Source organism: Methanimicrococcus hacksteinii (genome assembly GCF_032714515.1).
Classification (GTDB): Archaea; Halobacteriota; Methanosarcinia; order Methanosarcinales; family Methanosarcinaceae; genus Methanimicrococcus; species Methanimicrococcus hacksteinii.
Genome location: NZ_JAWDKC010000025.1, coordinates 1 through 24679, shown reverse-complemented (window position 1 = coordinate 24679; position 24679 = coordinate 1). Strand labels below are relative to the sequence as shown.

The window sequence follows — 24679 nt, the reverse complement described above, 5'->3', positions numbered from 1 at the left end:
AAAAGAAGTAACAAAAAAGCAATAACAAAAAATACATAAAACAAAAGGCACAATCACAAAATTGTATCATAAACGGATAAATTAAGACATAAATATATCTAAATGTACATCGTTTTTAAAACTGAAATTTTCGGAGAATTTAAAATGTGGGAACCGATTCGTAATAAATTTGAAAAATATCCGGCGCAGGAAAAAGTTGTCAAACTTCTTTTGGAACGCGGTTTCCAAGTCAACGATGCCGGAAAAGTTGTGTCAGGCGGCATTGAAATTCCGCATGTTCAAATCGGTAAAGAAATCAATGTCGATCGGCGTGTTGTTGACGCAACGGCAAAACACATTATTGAAGATGAAACACTTTTTGATTTTTTCAGACACGTCAAATCCATTCCGTTTTTGGCGGAAGTTGCCCCGCATTTGGATTTGGGCGTCGTGATTATTATTCCCGATGACGGCGCTGAGGTTGGTATTATTTCAGGCGTGACAAGCGTTATTGCCGACGCCGGATACAGTATCCGTCAAACCGTGTCGGACGATCCTTACTTCAATGAAGAGCCGAGGCTTACGATTATTACCGATCACAAAATCCCGGGCGAACTGGTTGATAAAATCCGGGAGATTAAAGGCGTTAAAGGGGTTACGATTCATTAAATAATGATTAAATGACCGTTAAATGATTGTCGGCTGTCAAATGATTGTTAAATGAACATTAAATGACCGGAAAATGACAAATAAAAGGTTATACCGTTACTTTTTAATTAAGAAAAGCGGTATTTGGGCTTTGTTCAACTAAAGTTTTATTTATTTTTAAGCAAATTTAATGATATTTTGTGATATTTTTATGATATTTTATAACATTCAAATTTAAACGAGATACAATTTGAAGCAGGTGGCAAAAACAATGGTCCAAATTTCAATTATTATGGGTTCTGAATCAGACAGAGCTATTTCTGACAGAGCCGTTGCGGTCCTTGAAAAAACGGATTACACATACGAAGTCGTCGTGATTTCCGCGCACAGAAATCCGGATGACTTGGATGAATACATCAAGAATTCGGACGCGCTTGTTTTTATTACAATTGCGGGCCTTTCCGCCGCTTTGCCCGGCGTGGCCGCTTCAAAAACAAAAAAACCGGTAATCGGCGTTCCTGTGAGCGCAAAACTCGGCGGATTGGACGCGCTTTTGTCGGTGACGCAAATGCCTCCCGGCGTTCCGGTCGCGGCAGTCGGTGTTGATAACGGCGCCAACGGCGCGCATTTGGCAATCCGTATTTTGGATTTGCTGGAAAAATAATTAAAAAATAATTATAAAACAAAAAGTGAAGAATTAATTAATTCATAAACCCGTATTCGGCAGTACAGCAAAATAAACGAATGAAAGGGTGTAGGTTTTATGAAAACTTTTTATGATTTGCTTTCTCAAAAGAAAAAAAAGAATATTTTGCCGATTTTTGGTTTTGCCGACGCATCAGACTGGGGAAAGGAACAAAAATATCCGATTCATCCTGATTTTTATCCGACGAATGTGTTTCCGGAAACAAAAACCGTAATTGTAATCGGCATTCCCGTTATTTTACCGATTTTGGAAACAACGCCTTCTGTCTATTATAACGAGCATCAGAATAATTTAAATGCTGTTTTAGAAAATGAAATGGTGATGCTTTCTTCGTTTTTAAACCAACAAGAGTTTGCTTCTATGCCGACAGCCCGCGGCGGCTATTCGGAAATGTCAGTTCTGATTGAAAAACCGGCAGCGGCATTTTCTCACAGACATGCGGCTTACCATGCCGGACTCGGCGTCTTCGGGCGAAATAATGTTTTTTTGACAAAAAAATACGGCCCGAGAGTCAGATTTGCAACGATTTTAACAGCGGCAACGCAAACTGAGCTCGGAGTTCCGAAAAAGAAACAAAAGAAAAAGGCCGGTCAAAAAAAGAAATTCGAAAAAAACGGTTTGTGCATTAATTGTATGGCATGTTCTCGTTTTTGTCCGATTCAGGCAATCAATGATGATCCGGAAAGAATGTATCCCGCCGTTAAAACGGACAAAAGCCGCTGCGCCGCGTATTTGGATGAACTCGGCAAAAAAGGAACGTCACGCTGCGGCGTTTGCATAAAAGTGTGCCCGGTCGGAAAAGACCGTATTTTGTTTGACCGCCGAAATATCGGCATATATGATGAATCTAAAATCAACAGCAAGAAGAAAGAACAATTGGTCCGCTCCTGGAATCACGTTCGAGCGTACGGAACCAAAAAATAAAATAAACAAATTAAAAAACAAAAGGAAAAGGCAATCCTGAAGAAAATCGGAAATATGCAAAACAAAACACAAAGATAAAACGAAAAACACAAAGATAAAATGAAAAAAACAAAAATAAACGAAAAAACAAAATGCGGAAAAACAAAATGCGGAAAAACAAAATGAGGAAAAACAAAATGAGGAAAAACAAACGAAAAAGTAAAAAATCAGATATATTCTGATTTTCCGCTGTATTCGTTTTGTTTGTCGATGCTCATTTGGATCAGAATTTCAAAGATCTGATGCACGGAATCGACATCCAATCCTTTTTCAACCGCCAAGCTTGAGGCGCGGTCCAAAACTTTTTGGATTTGCTCTTCATCAATAATCGGCTTACCCATTTCTTTTTTGGAAGACAGAACTTCGCTCGCCAAATTTGTTCTGACTTCAATTAATTCGATAATTTCCCGATCAATCAACCGCATCTTTTCACGTGTTGTTTCTAACATTCCTGTCGGCATTGGTATTCACCGTCCTTTGAAATTTAAAGAAGACAATAGACATAGACAATAAACTTAAGAGATAATCTCCGCTTCTAAATTTAAAGCCCATCTCATATAAATGTTCAGATGCGCAGGCCAAAAATGAAGAATTGGTCTTTAATTTTTAATTCGGAAATTAGTCTTTTTGTTCACTGTTTGTTATTGCCTGCTTTTGCCGGTGTTTTTGTCACTGCTTTTGTCACTGTTCTTGTCACTGTTTTTGTCACTGTTTTGCCGGTGTTTTTGTTATTCTCTGCGCAGTTTTGTTCCGCATACCCATCTCATTTTTATCACATCCGCTCGCTGCGCGAGCGTGGGCACAGATTACCTTACTGTTTCCGTTTGCCGCTGCATCTGTTTTGTCAGTTGTTCTGCGATTGTCGGCTGCTGTCCGCCACCTGCCGCTCGCATCTGCCACTCGCACCTGCCTCCCGCGCGCGAACAGCGCGTTTTTCAAAAAATAAATTCAAAACGAACGCGTTTTTTACGAAAAGATATTTGAATCATCTTTGAATCATCCGATTGAATGAAATCAGACTTAAATTTCGGCTCAAATCCCGAATTATTGCTTTCTGTGACTGAAATTCAATCGGACGAATCGGTGTCCGCTTTGGAAGCTTCCGCGCTTCAAAATCGGCTTTCAAACGAGCTTCAGTCAATTCGAAGCGCGGGCGTCAAAAATCGGAAAAAAGTTTTAAAAACGATTGAAAATTCAAATTTTGTCTGCCTCCAATGCGGCCAATGCTGCAGGCATTTTGAAGGAGACAACACAGTTTATGTTTTGCCGGATGAAATCCAATTCATTTCCGAATCTGCGAGCGTTTCGCGCGAACAATTCGTTTTGCCTTTGCTTCCGGATTTTTACAAGTCTTTTGGTTCGGGCGAGCAAAGCGGCGTTTTTGCCGATAAAGAATCTTTTTACCAAATTTTTCAGACCGGCGAAATTCAAACAGACGCAGACGGAAGAATTCATACGTTCGGCTGGATGCTTCAAAAAAAGAAAGACGGAAGCTGTATTTTTTTGGACCCGTCGTCTCAGAAATGTCTGATTTATGACTGCCGCCCCGGTCTTTGCCGGACTTATCCGTTTTATTCGGAAGAGTCGGAAGTTTTCGTTTGTGAATGCGAAGGCATCGGCAAAGCCGAAAAAACAGACCAAAACCTGACGGAAGAGTCGGCAGAAGCGCTTTTAAAACGCGCGCTCTCGGATCACGAAGATTATTTGAAAACGTCTGCCGTCATTAAAGAAAAATACGAACAATTTATTTTTGACACCGCCGCCGGCAAAGAACAATTTGAAGCAAATTTCAACCAAAACCGAATGACATTTGTCGTTTATGACAGCACGGGAATTTGCACGGTTCAAATTCAGTTAAAATTCGAATGATGTTTTTAGTTTTGGTTAAAAACGGGGTCCGGTTTTGATTTATTTTTTTAATTTGTGCGGCTCGCGCGGGCGGCAGTGACGGTGGCAGCGGTAGCAGCAACGGCAGTGGCAGCAGCAAGCAGGCCGGCAAGTTTGCAACTGTATTGTAAAAATAGTGGTAGCAGCAGCAAACGGAATCGGTAAGGTAATCTGTGCCCACGCTCGCGTAGCGAGCGGATGTGATAAAAATGAGATGATGCAAATGGCAATGCAGGCAGGCATATTAACTGCCACTCAATGCATCTGACGCCCAATGCGGCTGCCACCCAATGAAGCTGACACTCAATGCGGCTGACACCCAATGAAGCTGACAATCGGTTTTTTGTTTTAATTGAAAGTCATGGGGCGAATCTCCAACGCCTCCTTTTGCTCGCTGCGCTCACAAAACTCGTCGTTGGAGGTGGTTGTTTTGTTTTTTCTTTAATTTTTCTAAACAGAAACATCGTTTTTATGAATCATTAAAAAAATTGAACCCCGTTTTTTGAATGAATTTTCGAGCCCTTTTCTTTTTTATGGTTTTATCGGGGGTTCGGGTTTGAAAAGTTTATGAAAAACGATGTTTTGATTTGAATACGTTTGAACATGTTTGAATGTTTGAATGTTTAAATTCATTTGAATAAGTTTGAATAATTCTGTTGCTTTTGTCATTTTAATCATTTTTAAATGAGAATATTCAGATCAATTTAATAAATTATTTAAATCAAAGGAAAGTAGAACCGTCAATAAACAAAAAACAGCAAAAATAAAAATCAAAAACTAAAACCAAAAATCAAAATATATCGGGTGAAAAACCGAGCCTTAAGTATTTTTAATTATTTCAACATCATGAGAGGGTAATATGGAACAAAAACCGATGACACTTGCGGAAAAGATCTTTTCAAAAGCGGCAAACAAGCCTGTCGGCGCCGGCGAATTTGTTGTTGCAAATATTGACCGCGCGATGACGCACGACATTACGGGGCCGCTTGCCGTAAAAGGTTTTTACGAAATCATGGAAGGCAAGGAAGAAAAGAAAGTTTGGGATCCGGAAAAGGTTGTCATTATTTTTGACCACCAATCCCCGGCTGACTCCGTGAATGCCGCTCAGAATCATATTTATTTGAGACAATTTGCAAAAGAGCAAAACATCTTGAATTATGACATCTTTGAAGGCGTCTGTCATCAGGTTTTGCCTGAAAAAGGACATGTGCTTCCCGGCGATTTAATTGTCGGCTCCGACTCTCACACCTGCGCTTACGGCGCGCTCGGCGCATTTTCAACCGGCCTCGGATCAACAGATATGGCCGCAGTTTTGGCGACCGGCCGTTTGTGGTTTAAAGTTCCCGAAACAATTCGCTTCAACGTTGAAGGCAAACTTCCCAAACACGTTTATTCAAAAGATTTGATTCTGCATCTCATCGGCGATGTCGGCGCGGAAGGCGCGCGCTACATGGCGGCCGAATTCGCCGGCGAAACCGTGCATAACCTTTCGATTTCCGAAAGAATGACAATGTCGAACATGGCCATTGAAATGGGCGGCAAAGCCGGTTTGATTGAGCCCGACGCCGTGACGGAAGCGTATGTGAAAGAACGCGTTCCCGATTTCAAATTGGATTTGAATTGGAAATCCGACAGCGACGCAAGCTTTAGAGAAGTCCGCGATTATGACATTTCCGACCTGGAACCGCAGGTCGCCTGCCCGCACAATGTCGATAATGTCAAACCCGTGACGGAAATGGCCGGAACAAAGATTGACCAGATTTTTGTCGGCTCCTGCACCAACGGCCGTTTTGAAGACATTCAGCTTATGATGGAAGCCATGGGCAATGATCCGATTGCAAAAGGCATTCGCTTAATTGTTGTTCCGGCATCGAGAACGGAATATATGAAAGCTTACCGCGCCGGTTACATTGAAACGCTGATGGAAAAAGGCGCAATCGTAGAATCCCCGTGCTGCGGCCCGTGCATGGGCGGATCGTTCGGCCGTCTCGGCGACGGCGAAGTCGGTTTGTCGACATCCAACAGAAACTTCAGAGGCCGTCAGGGAAGTCCGAATTCTTTCGTTTACCTGTGTTCTCCCGCAACAGCCGGCGCATCCGCAATTACGGGCGAAATTACGGACCCGAGGGAAATTTAAACGAAACACCGATAACAGTTGAAATAAAAATAACGGCTGAAATAAATACTGTTAAACGGAATGAATGCATTCGAATACAAAATTACTGAAAAGGAATAATCGGAGAAATCAACGTGTCGGAAACCCCGGATATGTCCGTTTTGAATACGGTTTACAAAATTATCGAAGAACGCAGCAAAACACAGCCTGAAGGCTCTTATGTTTGCGCTTTGCTCAATGATCCGAAAGGCATCAACAAAATTCTGGAAAAAGTCGGCGAAGAAACAACGGAAACAATTATTGCCGTCAAAGACGGCGACAAAGAAGAAATTGTTTATGAAACATCCGATCTTCTTTTCCATTTGCTGGTCATGCTTTTTGAGTGCGGTGTCACGCCCGACGAAATTTCGGCGGAGCTTGCCCGTCGTTTTAAATAATTCAATAACTCAATATTCAATAATTCAATATTTAATAACTCAATTAATTCTATTGAATTATTTTTCATTTCAATTTTTAACTTTTAACTTTAATGTTCATTTTTTAAATATTTTTGAAAAACCATGCCGCCTGTCAGACCCGCTGCCGGAGAGAAAACAACTGAAACAGTCGTCTCAGCCGGTTCAAGTCAGTTAAAATGTCTTATCATTTTCTCCAAAAAAAGAAAAAAAACAATCAGCTATACGGTACGGTATGAATCTGCCGAAACAGATGCCGAAATCGGCTTTGCAAACCGTTTTGAAGCCGATTTCGTAAATGGTTCGAAAACTGATTCAAGAGGCGGTTCTGAAACGGATTCCCTAAAACAGCCGATTTTGTTTGTCCGTGCGCCGGCTTCTCTTTCCGTAAAGGATATTGTGTCTGTTCTGAATGAAAATGAAAGCAATGTTTTGGAATTGCTGGAAAAAGCGTCCAAAAAGGAAGAAGCGGCACAAAAAAAGGCAAAGCAGTCGTATACAAACGGCAGCATTTTTCATTATATGGGACGAACATATACGCTGCGTCTGATTTATGAGCCGGAAATCAAGAAGATTCAAGTTCATTTGCTGGACGGGCAGCTGCAGGTTTTTTTGCCGGCCCGTTTGATTGATTTATCCGAAACGGAAAAAGAAAAGAAAATCAAAAAGGCGGTCGAATCTTTTTATATTGAACAGGCGGATGTTTTTTTCAATTCGCGCGCGGATTATTTTGCCGAAAAGTATTTGGAATTGCTCGGGAAAAAGCCGAAGTCGGTCAAAGCGGTTTCTTATAAAAGCAAATGGGGCTGCTGCACTTATCAAAATGATATTAAATTAAATTGGGTTTTAATTCAGGCCGAAACGCCTGTCATTGATTATGTGATTGTTCATGAGTTGTGCCATATTCGCCATAAAGACCATTCTAAAGCGTTCTGGGATCTTGTCGGTACGATTGATCCCAAATACAAAGAAAAGCGCCTGGAACTCAAGGAAAACGGCTGGATTTTGGGAATAAAATGAATTGTTTTTGTTATAATTCTTTTTAATTTGACTTTTTTAATTTGACTTTTTATGGTTTTATTGCTTGTTTCAACTGCTTTCTGTTTCAGCCGCTTTTTATTTTAGCTGTTTTCTGTTTCAGCTGCTGTTTGTTTCAGCTGCTGTTTGTTTCAACTGCTGTTTGTTTCAGTTGCTGTTTGTTTCCGTTGCTGTTTGTTTCAGCTGCTGTTTGTTTCAGCTGCTGTCTGCTTCCGTTGCTGTCTGCTTCCGTTGCTGTCTGCTTCCGTTGCTGTCAATGTGTTCCGTATGCATCATCTTATTTTTATCACATCCGTTCGCTACGCGAACGTGGGCACAGATTACCGAACTGTTTCTGTTGCTGCCGTTACCTTACTATTCTGCAATAATACAGTTGCAGACTTGCCGGCTTGTCTGCTGCCACCGCTGTTGCCGTTGTCGCTGTTGCCGTTGTCGCTGTTGCCGTTGTCGCTGTTGCCGTTGTCTCTGCGTTCGCCGCGCGCGAGCTGATGCATTTTTCAAAAAAAATCAAAATGGAACGGATTTTTTTAAAAATAAAACGAGAATTGGTTTTAAATTATGAGTGGCGATAATTTTTTACCATCATATTTATACGTTATAATTTAGTTGTCCTGTTTTGTTTATACCGTTTGCGATTCACGGTTTTATCTAGAACCTTTTGTAATTCACTTATAACAAGTTTAATTTACTTCAAAGATGAACCAAATCTTTTATAAATCATGTTTTTGTAATGTGATTGGAAGTTATTTTTTTATAAAGCTTAGTTGATTTCTTAGTTGATTTGCGAGATGTGGAAAATTATGGATACGAAACGTTTGCTGATCTTCGGAACTTCTTCAGATGCGGGAAAAAGTTCCATTGTGACGGCGATATGTAAAATCATGTCCCGAGATTATAAAACCGCGCCGTTTAAAGCGCAAAATATGAGCTTGAATTCATGGGTGAATCCGGACGGCAAAGAAATCAGTTATGCGCAAGTGATCCAGGCATGGGCAGCCGGAGCGGATCCGATTCCCGAAATGAATCCGGTCGTTTTAAAACCGAAAGGCGACAGCTTTTCGCAGGTTGTTGTTCTGGGCGAACATTACGCTGACAGAAGCGCCGGTAATTATTATGAGTCGATTGATGAAATGTCTGAAATTCTCAGCGGCGCGCTTTCAAGATTGGATGAAAAATACGATGTCGTGATTATGGAAGGCGCCGGCGGCGCTGCCGAAATCAATCTCTATGACCGCGATATCGTTAACGTCGGCACCGCCCGTATTACGGACGCCCCGATTCTGATTGTCGGCGACATTGAGCGCGGCGGCGTTTTTGCAAGCCTTTACGGCACATTTATGCTTTTGCCTGAAGATATCAAAAAGAATATCAAAGGATTTATTATCAACAAATTCCGCGGCGACCCCGAGATTTTAAGGCCGGGATTAAAGCAATTGGAAGAAATGACAGGCATTCCGGTTCTCGGCATTATGCCTTACTTCCGCTTGAGAATTCCGTCCGAAGATTCCATGTCCTTCCGCGAAAAAGAAGGCGCGGGAACAGTTCCGGATGAAAAGAAAAACAGCAATACCGCTCTTGAAATTGCAGTCATTCAGTTCCCGAAAATTTCTCATTTCAACGATTATGAAATATTGGAAACACAAGCGCGTGTCCGATATATTGACATTTATGATTCGCTCGGCAATCCCGATTTAATTATTCTTCCGGGATCCGGAACGCCGCTTAAAGATTTGGCAGCGCTTCGCGAAAGCGGCATGGCCGACCAAATCTTAAGCAAAGCCGGCACCGTTCCGATCATCGGAATCGGGGAAGGTTATCAGATGCTCGGCCAAAAATTAACAGGTCCGGATGGCAAATCTGTCGACGGATTCGGTTTGCTGGACATTGAAACCGTTTATGAAAAAGAAGAAGGCTACAGCGAAAAACCGGTCCGCGTTTCTTTAAAAGTGAACGGCTGCACGCCTTATTTAAAAGCCATTGAAGGCGAAACGATTGAAGGATTTAATGCTTACAGCGGCAGTATTTCTTCAAACGAGCCGATTTTCGGATCCGACGGTGCCTGCAGCAAAGACGGAACAGTCATCGGCACATCCATGCACGGATTTTTCGACAACAAAAACCTTCGTGTGGCCTTACTGAAATACTTGGCCGAAAAGAAAGGTGTCCCGTATGCCGAAGAAGACGGATTTACAATGCAGGACGGCTTTGAAGAACTGGCAAAAGTATTTGAAGAAAACATTGACGTTGAATTTATTTACAAAATCATGGGATTGAAATAATTTATTTCATTCCTCCTGTTTTGTTTATTTTTTGTTTGTTTTGTATTCTTTTTTCTGTTATTGAATGAAAAAGGAATGTTTTACGGCTTTGTTTATTTTTTTATTTTCATCTGTCTTCCAAACCTGTTTTTATTTATTTGTATTCTATTTCATATTTTGTTTATAATTTCATATACATTTCTTAATTACTTTTTGACAAATTATATAGATAATTGCTCTTCTTCCTTATTTGTTCCATATAATTTCTTATAAAACTGCGAAACCTTTATATTCAAAAAGCTTGAGTATAATATTCATCGTATAATATTTATAACGACAAAACAACTTTTTGATATTCATGTCATTTTAAATTGAATAAATTGAGTTATGCAATAAATTACGGGTGATATTCGTGAAAGGAAAAGGTCTCTTAAGCTTGATTACATATTCTGAAAAAAGAAAAGATTTGTTATTCTTAATTGATGAAAAGCCGCGTACGCTTTTTGAAATTAAAGAATTCTTCAATGTTAAGACGCCGGAAATTTATCCGCGTATCAAAGAGCTTCTTGAAGCGGATTTGATTCAAAAGACAAACAACGAATATTATTTAACGCCGATCGGCAAAGTCATTTTGAAATACTACACGCCGCTCGTGGAAATTTTAAATGTCTTTGAAGAAACCAGCGATTTCTGGACCGACCACGACACAAACGCAATTCCGCACCACCTTTTGGAACGCTTCAACGAACTTGAAAATTGTATTTTGTTCCAGGACCCGTCCAAGAACGTTTTTGAACAGAACAAAATCATTGTCGAAAAACTCGATTCTGCTCAGAAAGTTTCCGGAATTGTTTCTGTCTTTATGCCGTCCAGTCTTGAAATGCTCCAGGAAATGGTCAAAAACAAAACACCGTCCAGAATTATCATGACGCAGGACGTTTTTGACAAATTCAGATTAGACTACAAAGACATCTTGCAGCAGTTTATGAGCTTAAAAGACAACGAGCTCTACTTAATCGACAACGTCAACCTGTTTATTATTACAACCGAAGGCTTCCTTTATTTCTCGCTTTTCTACAAGAACGGCCTTTATGACGCTCAGAAATACCTTGTCGCAACCGACAGCCGCTCCCTCAACTGGGGTAACGACTGCTTCAAATACTTCGTCGAACACGCCAAGAAAATCGACAAATTAGAATAATTCAGCAAAACTAAAGCTGAATTATTATTTTTCATTTAATTTTTTTTAGTTAATTATTTTCGGTTTTTCTGTTTTTATTTAATTTTCAATCAATTGATTACTTTTGATTAATTTCACTAAAATTAATCGAATTGATTTAATTCAAAAAATATTTCCCAAATTTGATTAATTTTTCTGTAAAATCCAATGTCGGATTTTTTTAGGCGCTTAAAATGTGTGCGGACGCGCGCGCAAACACTGCCGTGACAGAAGCAGGCCTGCAAAGCAGCGACTGTATTTACAGAAACAGCAGACAGCTGTGCAACCGGAACCGGTAAGGTAACAGCACAAACGGAAACAGTAGGCAGCTGCGCAAACGAAATCGGTAAGGTAACAGCACAAACGGAAACAGTAGGTAGCCGTGCAAACGAAATCGGTAAGGTAACAGCACAAACAGAAACAGTAGGTAAATGTGCAAACGGAATCGGTAGGTAGCTGTGCAAACGGAACCGGTAGGTAGCCGTACAAACGGAACCGGTAGGTAGCCGTATAAACGGAATCGGTAGGTAGCCGTGCAAACGAAACCGGCAGGTAGCCGTGCAAACGGAATCGGCAGGTAGCCGTGCAAACGGAACCGGTAGGTAGCCGTGCCCACGCTCGCGTAGCGAGCGGATGTGATAAAAATGAGATGATACACATGGAACAAACGCACACAGATAACGACAGAGAGACACAGCAGAAGCAGATGACAGCAGAAGCAGATGACAGCAGAAGCAGATGACAGCAGAAGCAGATGACAGCAGAAGCAGATGACAGCAGAAGCAGGCCGCAGTAAAAACAAGTGACAGTAGACCACGAAAATCAAAAAATAAGTAAATAAAATAAAAAATTAAAATTTAAAAAATAAATCATAAAATGCCTGAAAACAAATTCAGTCCAGACATTTTATTTTATTAAACCCGAGGAAAAACGTGCCTTTTTCATTCGATTTTTCAAAATTATAAGCTTCGCGGATGTATTCATCACTCGGCGTCGAGGGCGATCCCAAAACGACGTCTTCCACCTCAATTTCTCCCAAATTATAAGGTTTGGGCGGCAGCACGACAATCGGTTTTCCGGTGTTGCCGACGGTTTTTGCTTTGTTCATAACAAATGTGCCCATGATCATGTAATCCGGATCGTTTTCGTAGGTGCAGATTTCATTTTCGGCGCAGTCAAAGCCGATCATTTCGCCGCCCTGCATCATAATCACATTCGGCGGCTCCGGCCATATGTATTCTTTATTGGTTGTAAAACATAAAATATGCTCTCTTTTGAAAACTTCGGCAATTCCTTGGTTGTCGCCTTCACCCATGCCCATTAAGACATTTCCTTTGGCTTCTTCTTCCAGCTGCTCAATTGTTTTTTTGTCCTCATCGCTAATGATAAGAACATCTTCAACGCCTTTGACCTGAAGCAGGAACTCTTTAACCAATTCCATTAATTCGTCTTCATTTTTTAAGTCACACACTGACATAAATGATTCCTCCGTTATTTACAGAATATAAACAAAAATACAACATCAGAATATCGTTTTCTTTCTATTTAAAAAATCGCTGTTAAATCAATTTAAATTCGTAATAATCAAAACAAAAAACAAGAAAATAGAAAAATAAAAAAAGCAAAATGCAAAATGCAAGAAACAAAAACAAAGCAAAAACAGAAAAACAAAATGCAAAGGTAAAAACAAAAGAATAAAACGCAAAAAAGCAAAAACAAAACAAAAACAGAAAAACAAAATGCAAAGGTAAAAACAAAAGAGTAAAACGCAAAAAAGCAAAAACAAAACAAAAACAAAAAAGTAAAATGCAAAAATAAAACGCAAAAGAATAAAAATAAGAAATCAAAAAAGAAAAATAAATGAAATCGGCGTTAAAAATCAAATTTTGATTTCAATAATTTCGGCGTTCTCAACTGTTTTTTGAATCATTTCATCAATGCTGAAAATGAATTTTTCCTCTTCGGAAACGGCTGCCGTTAAAACAGCTTTCACTTCGGGTTTTTCCGGGACGGCCAAACATTCTTTTTCGCCGTTTGAGCGGATTGAAATTTCAAAAGTGCCGATTTTTTGCGCAATATCCACAATTTCCTGCTTGTCAAACGCAAGCAGCGGGTGATAAAGCGGCAGACATAAGCCGTACGTTTCTGAAAGCATATTTTCGGCCGTCTGAGACGCAACCTGACCGAGAGACGATCCTGTAATGATGCCGCTTGCCTTTTCCTTTTCCATAACGGCGCCTGCAATCCTGAACATAAAACGCTTACACATCAGGCAAATGTTTTTTGTTCCTGTCGTCTGCATCATTTTTTCCATATATTCACCGTTTCTGATGCGGTAAATTTTCTGTTTGCGCCCGGGCATCCATGAAAACAGCACTTTTGCATTCTCGATTGCTTTTTCAGCGACAATCGACCCGGCATATTGTTCGTTGTCAAAAAAGACGGGAACAATTTCAACGCCGCGCTTCATCATCAGCCAGGCGGCCACCGGTGAGTCAATGCCGCCCGAGAGTAAAACAACCATTTTTCCCTGCGTCCCTGTCGGAAAACCGCCGGGTCCTTTGATTGATTCCGAATAAACATAAGACTGCTTTTGCCGGACCTCGACAAAAACTTCTTTATCGGGATTGGTTAAATCCACAGCGGGCGCTTTCCCGGATTCGAGTAATTTGTTCCAAATCGCGTCACCGCATTGCTTTGCAATTTCATTGGACGTAAAAGAATGATTCCCCGAGCGGCGGGCGCGAACGGCAAAAGTTTCGCCGTCCTGAATCATTTTTTCGCCGATATCGGCGCAAAGAGAAACAATTTTATCCGGTTCCGACACGCAGGAATAAGCCGGCGACACGCTGACAACGCCGAACACGAGAGCTGCGGCAGCCGCTGCTTTCGGATCTTTTGAGTGAATGAAAATACGGCCGAAATCGCGCTGAATTTTAGAAAAAGAAACACCGTGATATTCAAGCATTTGCTGAATATTGTTTTTTAAGATTTGTTCATACCGGTCACGAACGCCTTTGCTTTTAAGCGACAGCTCCCCGTAGCGGACAATCACGATTGTTTTATCAGCATTGTCAGCATCTGTATTGTCAACATCTGCATTGCCTGCATTCGTTTTTTCAAACGATTCATTTGATGAAAAATCAGAGGATGGAGCCGGCATAATAATCCCGTATTATTCAATGATAAAATCTAATGATAAATGTAATTAACGGATTTTTAAAACAACAAAACAGAAAAAAATAAACAGTAGCCCGGCACGGATTCGAACCGAGGTTACAGGATCCAGAGTCCCGTATGATTGACCACTACACTACCGGGCTTCGTTGTTATCAGAATTAAGCGAATCCTACTAATGCCAAATCCTATAAATAGTTTTCCGACCGATTGTTATTTTACAGAAATTTTCATGAAAAATGCTTGAAAGTAATAAAATTTCAAAAAAATTGAAAAAATTCCGCCGCCGATAAAATGTTGGCGGCAGATTGCATTTTTGTTTTTCTATTTTGTTTTATTTTCAATTTATTTTTCGATTTGTTTCTCTGTTGTTTTTCGATTTGTTTCTCATTGTTTTTCTATTGTTTTTTATTTTGTTTTTTCTTAATTTTCTGTTTTATTTTCGCTGTCCCGTTTTTGTTTTTTGCTTTTTCGTTTATTCTGCCGTTCAATCCAATGATTCCGCGCTGTTTTCTAAAATCGCGGTCCACCACCAGCGTGCCATGTCCATTAAATCTTTAGAAAACTGGCCCGAAAGATGGTATTTTTGATTTTTAATTGAAATCAATCCGGCGCCCGTCAATTTATTTCTCATTGAATAAAAAGAAGCGCGGCTGACATCCAGATATTCGATCATCATCTGCCATTCGTCTGTGCGCAGCGGGTTTCCTTCTTTCTGTCGGGATTCCACTAAATTTAAAAATTTCTGGCCGCGGACGGCGGTAGCATCTTCCTGAAACAGCCGGCGCATCAAACTGTAATACGGGTCGCGTGAGCTGCTGACACGCGCGCTTGATTCGGATCGAATCACAATTGTTGTTGCTGTTTTTGGAGCATTTTTCACAATAGACATAATAGTGTATTGGCATCCTTCATTTTTATTGTTTTTCAATCAAAAAATGGCGATTTAATCAAAATAGGTTAAATTTGAATAAATTAATCGATTGTATCTAATTGAATTTTGATGAAAGAAAAAAAGAAACGAAAAACAAGAAAAGAAAAAACATGAAAAGAGAAACAAGTGAAATATAAACATAAACAAAATACAAGAAAATACAAACAAAAAAGTGATAAAAACGAATCACATGACGTATCCGTGTAAATTATGCATTACAACCGATGCTGAAAATCTGTTATGATGTGTTTTGATTTCGGTGGCGTACTGTAATCAAACACTGACAGATTTCAAACAGCTGTCAATCATTGTGACATATTCATCCTTGACTGTGTAGACCGTCGGCGTTTTATAAGATTCCTTGTGGGATTTAAGAATGCCGACTTTGGATTGAATATATCCGATCATCGAAGCAACTTCGTTGCGCGTGACCTGATAGTCCGTTGACAGCAAATCATGGATTTGATCGACTGTAAATTCTTTAACTTTTAAGAAAAGTCCCAAAAATTTTTTGCGGTAGCCGGTCGTGTCTGCCGCAATGAATTGTTCAAGGCGGGACATGATGCTTTCTTTCAAAGACATAGTTGGTACCTCTGAAAATATGTAAAACAATTTGAATCGGAAGTATAGGAATTGATAGAAATTCATAATTTTTTTGAAATTTATATCATAAAATTTCCTATAATAAGTTACAATAGACTGCATTATATAAAAAGTTATCACAAAACGAAAAATTTTGATCAAATATTCCGCGGAAATAAATGACATATAAATAATAAAAGATATAAATGACGATTATGTTCAATTTTTCCCGGATCATTTTTGAAACAAATGAATTTCGGTTCAGACTCAAAAATGTAAAATACCGGAAAAATGAATAAAGTTGTTTGAAGATTTTGTTGAAAATTTTCGACAAAAATTTTAATTATATTTTTGATAATTTATATTTTTAATATAAATTTAATTATTATTTTAATTAATTTATTATATTTTTACAAACATTCAATTGAAACATACATTTTATTAGACTATATTTATATATTAAAATTTTGGTTTGAACATATAGCCTATATGGTTGAAAAAACACATCAAAAATATAGGCAAAAATGGAGTCTTTTCTCCAAAAAAATTAAAAAATTTAGACAGATTTTTTTTCATTTTTCAAACAAAAAATTTTCCGGATTTTTCAATTCATGCCTTATTCTATAGTCTATATGTATGAACTGGAATCCGAGAAAATTTCTCCCCAAAAATTACTTTTTTGAAACAAATTAATTCTAAAGACTTTATGAATACATCAAAATTGAACGATTTAATGGGTATTTACTGCAAAAAAGTTATTTTGAAACTATTTTGACATATTTTGTCAAATCATTCATAAAGTCATTAGAATAAATGAAAATCGACCAAACAAAAAAAAATAAAACAAAAAATGAATTTTTTGAAAAATTCAATTTTTTTGACTTTTTTTGACTTTTTTTAACTCTCTTTGACTTTTTTGAAAAAAAATGAAAAATTTGAACTTTTTATGAAAAATCAAAAAATTTCGAAAAAAACCGAAATTTTTGAAAAAATGAAAAAACAAAGAAATTGAAAAATTAAAAAAATTGAAATTTCAAAAAATTGAAAAATTGAAAAATGAAAAATTGAAAAATAAAAAAATGAAAAATGAAAAATTGAAAAACGAAAAATAAAAAATCGAAATAACAAAAAAATTCTAAAACTTGAAATTTCAAAAAACTAAAATTTGATCTGCAGCTTAAAATGAACAATTTAAAAAATAATTCTATTTAAAACATAATTATATATTTAATTCGAGATGATTACATTATATTATTACAAACGATAATACAAGCGATAAAAATAATCATTCATAAATTAAAACGAAATGCGAAGGGATTGAAATGGTTTCCGAATACAAGCCGGATTTTCCGGAAGATGCTGATTTTGAAAAATTAATTGATAAATACGGAGAAGAGCTCGGCGTTTTACAAAGAGAAGCGCACGAACTTGACATCCCGATTATCATTGTTTTTGAAGGGTGGTACGATGTTTTTATCGGCGAAGTGATTAACCGCCAGCTTCTGCCTTTGGATTCACGCGGTTTTGATTTTCATTTTACCGATGCGCCGACTTCTGAAGAAAACAAAATTCCGTTTATTTTCCGCTTCAGTCAGAAGATTCCGCCGAAAGGCAAAATTGCCGTCTTTGACCGCAGCTGGTATATGCGCGGCCTCATTGAGCATCTGCTGAATGATTCAGACATTTTCGGCTGTTCCAATTTGAGCAAAAAATCCAACATCGAAGCCATTTTTACAGAACCGGCCAATAAAGAAATCATCAATTCTCCGAAATTTGAGAGAATGATTAAAACATTTAACGACTTCGAAAAAACGCTTTCCGATAACGGAACATATATCATAAAGATTTACCTCGGCGCCCGAAAAGAAACAAGAGAAGAAAGCCACAAAATATGGAAAAAAATCATGCCGTACAATATTGATAAAAGATCCACCGAAAAAATCTACAAAAAAGACATTCACGTCATCAAAGAAGTCATCGAGAAGACCAATACCGAATACGCGCCGTGGAACTTATATTTCGTCGACAAAAATATCGATGAAGTGACGGCCGGCACAATGCAGATTATTACGCAGCAAATTAAAAAAGCAATCTTTGATGTCAAATCCAAAAGAGCGCTTGAAGAAAATTCTGTCTGTGCTTTGCCGAAACAGAATTTAATCAAAACAGAAGGACCGCTGGACCTGGTCGACTTATCAAAATCATATACGAAAAAAGAATACAAAGAAAAATTGAAAAAATATCAGAAGAAACTGGCATTTTTACATTATTCTCTTTATTTGAACAAAAAACCGATGGTGCTCGTTTTTGAAGGGTGGGACGCCGCCGGCAAAGGCAGCAGCATCAAACGCATTGTCCAGGCCATGAACCCGCGCTACTACCGCGTGATTCCGACCGGATCGCCGACAGACGTGGATCAAAAATACCATTACTTATGGCGTTTCTTAGACGGCATTCCCCCCTGCGGCAAAACATCCATTTACGACCGGAGCTGGTACGGCCGCGTCATGGTCGAGCGCATCGAAAACTTCTGCGCCGAAGACGAATGGAAACGGGCTTATGACGAAATCAACCATTTCGAAAAAGTCATGACGAACGACGGCGTTATTGTCATCAAATTCTGGATGCACATCAGCAAAGAAAAACAATACGAACGATTTGTCGCCCGTTCCTTAAACCCGCTGAAGCAATGGAAATTGACCGACGAAGACTGGCGCAACCGCGAAAAATGGGACGATTATTATGCCGCCGTTAATGAAATGATTGAAAAAACAAGCATGAAAGATGCCCCTTGGGTCATCGTTGAGGCAAACGACAAATATTACGCCCGGATTAAAGTGCTGAAAACAATCGTTGAAAGAATCGAAGAAGAACTCGGCAGCAAAATGGAAGAAATGGATTTTCCGGTCATCGGCGACTGAATAATGGTTCAATAATGACCGAAAAAATCTTTTTCATTTCTTTTTTTGAATTCTGATTTTTGATGCAAAATCATTTCTTCAATACCGGAATCCAAATTTCACTTTTATAATCTTCTTTTGTCATATTCGGTCCCTCGTTCCATAAAATTTCAGGCCCGTCACACAATTCATAACCGGATTCCGGCAGCCATTCGGAATAAATTCTCGCCCATGTCTCCTGAAGTGCTTCCGGGAATTTTCCGCAAACCGAAAAAACAGCCCACGTGTACGGCGGAACACATAAAATATCAAATCCGCTGAGATCAAATCTGCTTTTGCCGGCGTTGCCATAAGGTTTTGAAACGGCCGTACCGATGTATTGGTCCAGCGCGCTTCCTTCCAAAATCCGATCTTCAAAATTCGCTGAAACATTTATAATTCCGGCAGGATCAGTGTTGCACAGACCTTTTAATTCCGAAACAATTTCAGGCGTTAATTTTTCGTATACGGATTCCATTTGCGTATTAACACCGCTGAATTGAAGCGTCACCCGCTTTTTGAAACCGATGATGTCAAATGCCTCTTTTTGAACGATTCTGTAATTCATTTTTGTTCCTCCTTTCATTGCAATTTGAAATGTAATCGGCGTGAATGTTTTAACGCCCGCTTCGATATTCCGCGCTTTTGACGGCGGCAGTCCGTGAAACGATTGAAACGCTTTTGTAAAAGCGTCGGCCGATTCATATCCCAGCTTCTGTGATAAATCCGAAATTAAAATTTCCGAACTTCTTAAAATTTCGGCGGCGCAGCTTAATTTTCTTAAACGGACATACTCTCCCGGAGGCATGCCCGCCAAATACGAAAAAATACGGCGGAAATGGTATTCGGAACAGCCGGCAATTTCAGCGGCCGCTGCAAAATCTACGCACGACAGCAAATTGCTTTCAATATATTCCATTGCCTGATTCATCTGTTCGAAAGAATTCATAAATTCACCAAATTCAAACAGAAGCCGAAACAATAAAAAGGTTCGCCCGTCATTTGTATTGCGTTTTTTGACGGATGGCGTGAAGAATCAGATTAAATTTTAAATTAAAAATTTTAATGGAATAATGGTTTATATGTTTAAACCATTGAACAATATAACCGCTATGTAACAGAGGAATTTAAGTGGAAAATAATCACGTGGAAAATAATCAAATGAAAAATGAAATTGAAAAATTGCAAAAGCAAATGAAAAAGCTGGCAAAAGAGTTTGAAGCTTGTCAGAAAACATTGATTGCGCTGGGAGACGAAAACCGCCAGCAGATTTTGATTACGCTGCTCAAGAACTATGGCGGAATGCGGGTCGGTGATATAACGGAACATACGCGCCTGTCGCGTCCGGCCGTTTCTCATCATTTGAAAATATTAAAAGAGGCAGGCATGATTAACATGTACAAAAGAGGCACAATGAACTTTTACCATGTTGACGCAGACAAAAAACAATGGGAACAGCTGACAGAACTTGTTGTTCATTCAAATGAATTGGTCAAAGAAGTTTCAAAAAAGCGAGAATCGGGAATGAGTTGCCCGTTTTCGGGTGAAACATGATTTAAAGCCAAATGAAAAAACAAAATGAAAAACAGGAATAAAAAAATTCAAAATTCAAAAATCAAGAACCTCAAAACCAAAAATCCTAAAACCAAACCTTAAAACCAAAACCTAAAACAAAAACCTAAAACTAAAAAATCAGCAGGAGAAATATTATGGACATATCGGAAGCTATCAAAGAAAGACATTCAGTTCGCAGTTACGTGGACAAAGAAATCGAAAAAGAAACAGTTCAGACACTTCAGGAAACTATTAATGAATGTAATCAGGAAAGCGGTTTAAACATTCAGCTTTGTTTAAACGAGCCGACCGCTTTCACCGGAATGATGGTCAAATACGGGAAATTCAAAAATGTTAAAAATTATCTGGCGCTTGTCGGAAAAAAAGAAGACAATTTGGATGAAAAGTGCGGTTATTACGGTGAAAAAATTGTTTTAAAAGCGCAGCAGCTCGGACTGAATACTTGCTGGGTCGGACTGACGTTCAGCAAAAGAAAAGGAAAAGAAATGATTACCGTTCGCCCGGGTGAAAAACTGGTGCTGGTCATTGCAATCGGTTACGGCGAAACGAACGGCATCTCTCACAAAGTCAAGCCGATTGAAGATTTGTGCCGCGTCAGCGGAGAAATGCCGGAATGGTTCCGTAATGGAATGGAGGCGGCACAGCTGGCGCCGACAGCAATGAATCAGCAGAAATTCTGTTTCGAACTCGAAAATAATAAAGTTAAGGCGACTGCAGGACTCGGCTTTTTTTCAAAAGTTGATCTCGGTATTGCAAAATACCATTTCGAAGAAGGCGCCGGCACCAAAGATTGGGAATGGGCTTAACGGCCGACTTTAATCTGCAAATTTGATTTTTCTGCTTAGGCGTTTATTTTAAACATTTATTTTAAACACATTAAATATTCTTCAAAATATATGTTTAAATACGCGTTTAAATACTTCATATTTTTAAAAATAAGAAAATAAAGCCGAAGATAATTGATTTTTATTATCTTCGCTTTATTTCGATTTGTTTTGATCTGATTTCGTTTAATTCGATTTCGTTTAATTCGATTTCGTTTAATTCGATTTCATTTTATTTGATATTGTTTTTATTCCTCTTCATTTTTGTAAACAAACAGGAATGTTGCGATTGCCATCATAAACAGAAGAACAATGACCGGCGGTGCAATGCTTTCAATGCCGTCTGTTTCATCCGGTTTATCGGGTTTTCCGGGTGTTTCCGGCTCTTCAGATCCGAAACCGCCGGGACTCTTTTCTTCAGTCACGGTTGCTTTTCCCGTGCTTGAGCCGCCGCCTTTTCCGGGTTCTTTGGGACCTTCGGGACTGCCGGAAGAGACAAACACGGCATGAATATTGTTGCTGCCGTCTGCCAATTCACAGTAATCAACATCTGTCACGCCGTCAATAACGGTTTTTGTAAAAGTGCTGCCGTCGCCGGCCGTCAATGTAATTGATTCGATAAACCAGCCGTCGGCTGCTTCGGCAACGATTTCAACACCGGTATCCCCGGGATTGAAAGTCAGCACGGATTCGTCCGGATAATCTTTGAAATAAAACTCTCCGCTGCCTTCATATGAAATTGTCAAGTCCAACGGATCCGTTTTCACTTTTTTAAGGATGACGATGCCGTAACTTGAAGCGCTGTCTGCAGCAGGCAGATCAAAAGACAAAACATCCGAATTCCGAGTCGGTCGGATAAGTTCGGCGTCCTGAATATCTAATTTGTCATCCAATGAGGCAATAATAATCTCGTATTCATTATTGTTGATATCCTCATTCATGTCCGAAAGACTTGTTGTCATGCTGACGGCGCCGCTTGTTTGAACGGTCGGTTGAACGGCTGCCCACAAACTGCTGTCGGTATTGATATAGCCGGCAACATTTCCTGAAACGGGTGATCCTTCAATAATTTCTTTTTCCAGATTCACTTTTAAAGTGCCGAGCCAAAGTTCTTTGTTTTTGCCGTCATCAAAATAAACCGCCTGTTTGTAACCGGTAATGTTTGACGTGTTTGATTTGTTTGTTTGAGAAACACCGATCAACTTCTCGCCGATCACTGCATTTTCTCCGACGAACACGTAATGGCCGGTATTTTGAGATGACGGAGCGGCATTATTTGCAAAAATTGCAATATCATTACCGTAATGAATGTTTTTATTGGAACCAACAACGCCTGTTCCGACATTGTTTTGGATCGTACCGCCGTTGAAAATAAAACTTGATCCGGTGTTTGCCCGTTCTCTGCCGGAAATCCAAACACCGCCGCCGACAACAGCTTCGTTGTTTTCAATTGTGCCGCCGTTCATGATAAACTGCCCGTCTTTACAAACCGAAACACCGCCGCCGCCGTAAACTTGTCCGGATTTTCCAAGAAGCATGCCTTCTTTACTTGCCGTATATGTGCCGGTTGCTTTGTTTCCTGAAATCAAGCCGCCTTCCATAATAAATTTGGAATCGTCATTGACAAAAACACCGCCGCCGCTGGCTTTAAATGCCGTCGTAACTTTGTTTCCGACAATTTTTCCGGAATCATATAAAGTACCGGTACTGCCGATTAAATAAAGACCGCCGCCGCTGTCATTGGAGCAGGTGTTGTTTGAAATTTCACCGTAAATGTCAATGACACAGCTTGTCCGCAAATAAACGGCACCTGCAAAACAGTTTGTGTTATTGGAAACTTTGCTGCCTTCATACATTGTAATCTGAGCTTTCGGGTATCCTCGAATTGCAGATCCGTCATCTGTTTTGGCACTGAAATTACATCCGTCAACAACACCGTAAAAATCCAATGTTGAACCGACAGATGCGGCAGTAATGTTCAAAGCGCTTTGTGCTTTCGTTAATTTGGAAATTGTTCCCGTGAAATTCAGATAGCCGCCGTTGTGCACTTGAATGCCGTCCATCACATTATCAATGTTTGAAATTGTTCCGGTAAACTGAATTTCTCCTTTGTTTTCTGCTGCGATGATTTTTTTAACATGGATGCCGGAACCGGACACTTCGCCGTTGAATTGAATGTTAAATTCTCCGTCGTTTCCGACATGGTTTTTGGCATAAACAATGTTGTTTGCCGTCACGTCGGTCAATGTTGTGTTAAACACTAAATTTGCGTTGTTGTACATCAAAATTAAATTTTGATTAAAGTTTGAACCGCTTTGAATGACACTGTTTTCTTCAACAATGCAGTTTGCGCCGTTTGTGATGTGAATCGCGGAATATCCGCCCGGATTTTTAAGCTGTGCGCCTTCGCCCAAAACAATGGTTGTTTTTGTATCGTAAGCAGACAAAATGGAATCATAAATGCGGTTTTTCCAATCATTCGGATATTGGTTTGAGCCGCCCGGTATCATAATTGTCATAATGCCGCTGTCCGGATTGCCGGCGTCATCAAAAATGATATTTTTCAATGTCACGCTTGAAGTCTCTTCCAAATTGCCGGGATCAGACACGGCAACTTCCAGCATTCCCGGATTAAAGGTGCTTCTGGCATTGTCCTGAACCGGACTGAAGCCGGCACCGCGCGTAATCGTAATTGTCGGATCCGCGCCCTGAATAATCAGATGCTTATCAGAAATATAAGCGCGTTTTGTCATTGTCAGATTTTCTGTGACAATAATTGTATCTCCCGATGCTGCGCCCTGCACAGCATCTTCGAGCGTTTCATAATTTTGGCCTGGACCGACTCTCAATTCGGCGGCCGCACTGACGGGCAAACATAACAAAATTAAAATGAATATGAATGCCGCAAAAATAATGCGTTTCATGCTCTCTCCCCATTTTTGTTTTTTCGTTTTTTTCGTTTTTATTAAATCTTCAAAATATAATCAGTTATATCGACTGTATAAATATATTAACTGATGATATCACAATAGTTTTCAAATATAATGAATTTGTGTGAGTATTTAAGTTTATCTATGATTACTTATTGCAATTACAAAATAATTACAAAAAAGTCATGACAGAACAGCCGAATATTAAAATTTGCCAAACAAAAACGACATCAGTGGTGTTAGAAAATTTGTATTATATTTAAAAGTAAATGAAAAAAATTAAAAATTAAAAAATACAAAAACAAATAAAAAATATCAAAATTGAAAATGAGAAAATGAAAATGAGAAAATGAAAATGAGAAAATGAAAATGAGAAAATGAAAATGAGAAAATGAAAATGAGAAAATGAAAATGAGAAAATGAAAATGAGAAAATGAAAATGAGAAAAT

General features: G+C 39.2%; 23 protein-coding genes and 1 tRNA gene. 14 read left to right on the top strand and 10 right to left on the bottom strand.

Features of this window, described 5'->3' with window-relative positions; genetic code table 11:
* Positions 1-144: 144 nt before the first annotated feature.
* The 3 genes from MmiAt1_RS07765 (at position 145) to MmiAt1_RS07755 (ending at position 2257) form a co-directional block, all read left to right on the top strand.
* Positions 145-648 (top strand): TrpY family transcription regulator, encoded by a 504-nt coding sequence (locus MmiAt1_RS07765; protein ID WP_318786317.1) that lies wholly within the window; start codon positions 145-147, stop codon positions 646-648.
* A 250-nt stretch (positions 649-898) separates the two neighbouring features.
* Positions 899-1291 (top strand): 5-(carboxyamino)imidazole ribonucleotide mutase, encoded by a 393-nt coding sequence (locus tag MmiAt1_RS07760; protein WP_318786316.1) that lies wholly within the window; start codon positions 899-901, stop codon positions 1289-1291.
* 99 nt (positions 1292-1390) lie between these two features.
* Positions 1391-2257 carry a 4Fe-4S dicluster domain-containing protein gene (locus MmiAt1_RS07755; protein ID WP_318786315.1) on the top strand — a complete coding sequence of 289 codons (867 nt, stop codon included), beginning with the start codon at positions 1391-1393 and terminating at the stop codon, positions 2255-2257.
* A gap of 206 nt (positions 2258-2463) precedes the next feature.
* On the opposite strand, the gene MmiAt1_RS07750 is transcribed toward MmiAt1_RS07755, so the two are convergent.
* Positions 2464-2757 carry a chorismate mutase gene (locus MmiAt1_RS07750; RefSeq protein WP_318786314.1) on the bottom strand — a complete coding sequence of 98 codons (294 nt, stop codon included), beginning with the start codon at positions 2755-2757 and terminating at the stop codon, positions 2464-2466.
* Between the two features lie 284 nt (positions 2758-3041).
* Between MmiAt1_RS07750 and MmiAt1_RS07745 the strand changes: the two genes are divergently transcribed.
* A complete protein-coding gene (locus MmiAt1_RS07745; protein ID WP_318786313.1) occupies positions 3042-3242 on the top strand; it encodes a hypothetical protein in 201 nt (66 codons plus the stop codon).
* A gap of 62 nt (positions 3243-3304) precedes the next feature.
* Positions 3305-4165 carry a YkgJ family cysteine cluster protein gene (locus MmiAt1_RS07740; RefSeq protein ID WP_318786312.1) on the top strand — a complete coding sequence of 287 codons (861 nt, stop codon included), beginning with the start codon at positions 3305-3307 and terminating at the stop codon, positions 4163-4165.
* Positions 4166-4212: 47 nt separating this feature from the next.
* Here the strand turns inward: MmiAt1_RS07740 and MmiAt1_RS07735 are convergent, their stop codons facing one another.
* Positions 4213-4518 carry a hypothetical protein gene (locus tag MmiAt1_RS07735; RefSeq protein ID WP_318786311.1) on the bottom strand — a complete coding sequence of 102 codons (306 nt, stop codon included), beginning with the start codon at positions 4516-4518 and terminating at the stop codon, positions 4213-4215.
* Positions 4519-5057: 539 nt separating this feature from the next.
* On the opposite strand from MmiAt1_RS07735, the gene MmiAt1_RS07730 reads away from it, so the two are divergent.
* The 6 genes from MmiAt1_RS07730 to MmiAt1_RS07705 all read left to right on the top strand — a co-directional run bounded on the left by MmiAt1_RS07730 (position 5058) and on the right by MmiAt1_RS07705 (position 11251).
* Positions 5058-6320 (top strand): 3-isopropylmalate dehydratase large subunit, encoded by a 1263-nt coding sequence (locus MmiAt1_RS07730; RefSeq protein ID WP_318786363.1) that lies wholly within the window; start codon positions 5058-5060, stop codon positions 6318-6320.
* Between the two features lie 131 nt (positions 6321-6451).
* Positions 6452-6736, top strand: a complete 285-nt coding sequence (locus tag MmiAt1_RS07725) for a phosphoribosyl-ATP diphosphatase (protein WP_318786362.1) — start codon at positions 6452-6454, stop codon at positions 6734-6736.
* 123 nt (positions 6737-6859) lie between these two features.
* Positions 6860-7774 (top strand): M48 family metallopeptidase, encoded by a 915-nt coding sequence (locus MmiAt1_RS07720; protein WP_318786310.1) that lies wholly within the window; start codon positions 6860-6862, stop codon positions 7772-7774.
* Positions 7775-7918: 144 nt separating this feature from the next.
* Positions 7919-8281, top strand: coding sequence for a hypothetical protein (locus MmiAt1_RS07715; protein WP_318786309.1), 363 nt, complete (start codon positions 7919-7921; stop codon positions 8279-8281).
* A gap of 311 nt (positions 8282-8592) precedes the next feature.
* Positions 8593-10071 carry a cobyric acid synthase gene (locus MmiAt1_RS07710; protein ID WP_318786308.1) on the top strand — a complete coding sequence of 493 codons (1479 nt, stop codon included), beginning with the start codon at positions 8593-8595 and terminating at the stop codon, positions 10069-10071.
* Between the two features lie 391 nt (positions 10072-10462).
* Positions 10463-11251: a helix-turn-helix transcriptional regulator gene (locus MmiAt1_RS07705; protein WP_318786307.1), complete on the top strand. Its 789-nt coding sequence runs from the start codon at positions 10463-10465 to the stop codon at positions 11249-11251.
* 122 nt (positions 11252-11373) lie between these two features.
* Here the strand turns inward: MmiAt1_RS07705 and MmiAt1_RS07700 are convergent, their stop codons facing one another.
* The 6 genes from MmiAt1_RS07700 to MmiAt1_RS07675 all read right to left on the bottom strand — a co-directional run bounded on the left by MmiAt1_RS07700 (position 11374) and on the right by MmiAt1_RS07675 (position 15962).
* Positions 11374-11964 carry a hypothetical protein gene (locus MmiAt1_RS07700; RefSeq protein ID WP_318786306.1) on the bottom strand — a complete coding sequence of 197 codons (591 nt, stop codon included), beginning with the start codon at positions 11962-11964 and terminating at the stop codon, positions 11374-11376.
* A 197-nt stretch (positions 11965-12161) separates the two neighbouring features.
* Complete coding sequence (locus MmiAt1_RS07695) at positions 12162-12746, bottom strand: hypothetical protein (protein ID WP_318786305.1); 585 nt, start codon at positions 12744-12746, stop codon at positions 12162-12164.
* Positions 12747-13148: 402 nt separating this feature from the next.
* Positions 13149-14432 (bottom strand): tRNA uracil 4-sulfurtransferase ThiI, encoded by a 1284-nt coding sequence (gene thiI, locus MmiAt1_RS07690; protein ID WP_318786304.1) that lies wholly within the window; start codon positions 14430-14432, stop codon positions 13149-13151.
* Between the two features lie 87 nt (positions 14433-14519).
* Positions 14520-14592 (bottom strand) — tRNA-Gln (locus tag MmiAt1_RS07685).
* 341 nt (positions 14593-14933) lie between these two features.
* Positions 14934-15338: a hypothetical protein gene (locus MmiAt1_RS07680; protein WP_318786303.1), complete on the bottom strand. Its 405-nt coding sequence runs from the start codon at positions 15336-15338 to the stop codon at positions 14934-14936.
* A gap of 315 nt (positions 15339-15653) precedes the next feature.
* Positions 15654-15962 carry a DUF2551 domain-containing protein gene (locus tag MmiAt1_RS07675; RefSeq protein WP_318786302.1) on the bottom strand — a complete coding sequence of 103 codons (309 nt, stop codon included), beginning with the start codon at positions 15960-15962 and terminating at the stop codon, positions 15654-15656.
* A 1322-nt stretch (positions 15963-17284) separates the two neighbouring features.
* Between MmiAt1_RS07675 and MmiAt1_RS07670 the strand changes: the two genes are divergently transcribed.
* Entirely contained in the window at positions 17285-18883 is a 1599-nt protein-coding gene (locus MmiAt1_RS07670) for a phosphate--AMP phosphotransferase (protein WP_318786301.1), read from the top strand.
* Between the two features lie 70 nt (positions 18884-18953).
* On the opposite strand, the gene MmiAt1_RS07665 is transcribed toward MmiAt1_RS07670, so the two are convergent.
* Positions 18954-19850 (bottom strand): AraC family transcriptional regulator, encoded by an 897-nt coding sequence (locus MmiAt1_RS07665; protein ID WP_318786300.1) that lies wholly within the window; start codon positions 19848-19850, stop codon positions 18954-18956.
* Positions 19851-20032: 182 nt separating this feature from the next.
* Here MmiAt1_RS07665 and MmiAt1_RS07660 point away from each other — a divergent pair, with 182 nt between their 5' ends.
* Positions 20033-20455, top strand: coding sequence for an ArsR/SmtB family transcription factor (locus MmiAt1_RS07660; RefSeq protein ID WP_318786299.1), 423 nt, complete (start codon positions 20033-20035; stop codon positions 20453-20455).
* 155 nt (positions 20456-20610) lie between these two features.
* Complete coding sequence (locus MmiAt1_RS07655; RefSeq protein ID WP_318786298.1) at positions 20611-21282, top strand: nitroreductase family protein; 672 nt, start codon at positions 20611-20613, stop codon at positions 21280-21282.
* A 266-nt stretch (positions 21283-21548) separates the two neighbouring features.
* Here the strand turns inward: MmiAt1_RS07655 and MmiAt1_RS07650 are convergent, their stop codons facing one another.
* Positions 21549-24224, bottom strand: coding sequence for a hypothetical protein (locus MmiAt1_RS07650; protein ID WP_318786297.1), 2676 nt, complete (start codon positions 24222-24224; stop codon positions 21549-21551).
* Positions 24225-24679: the final 455 nt, after the last annotated feature.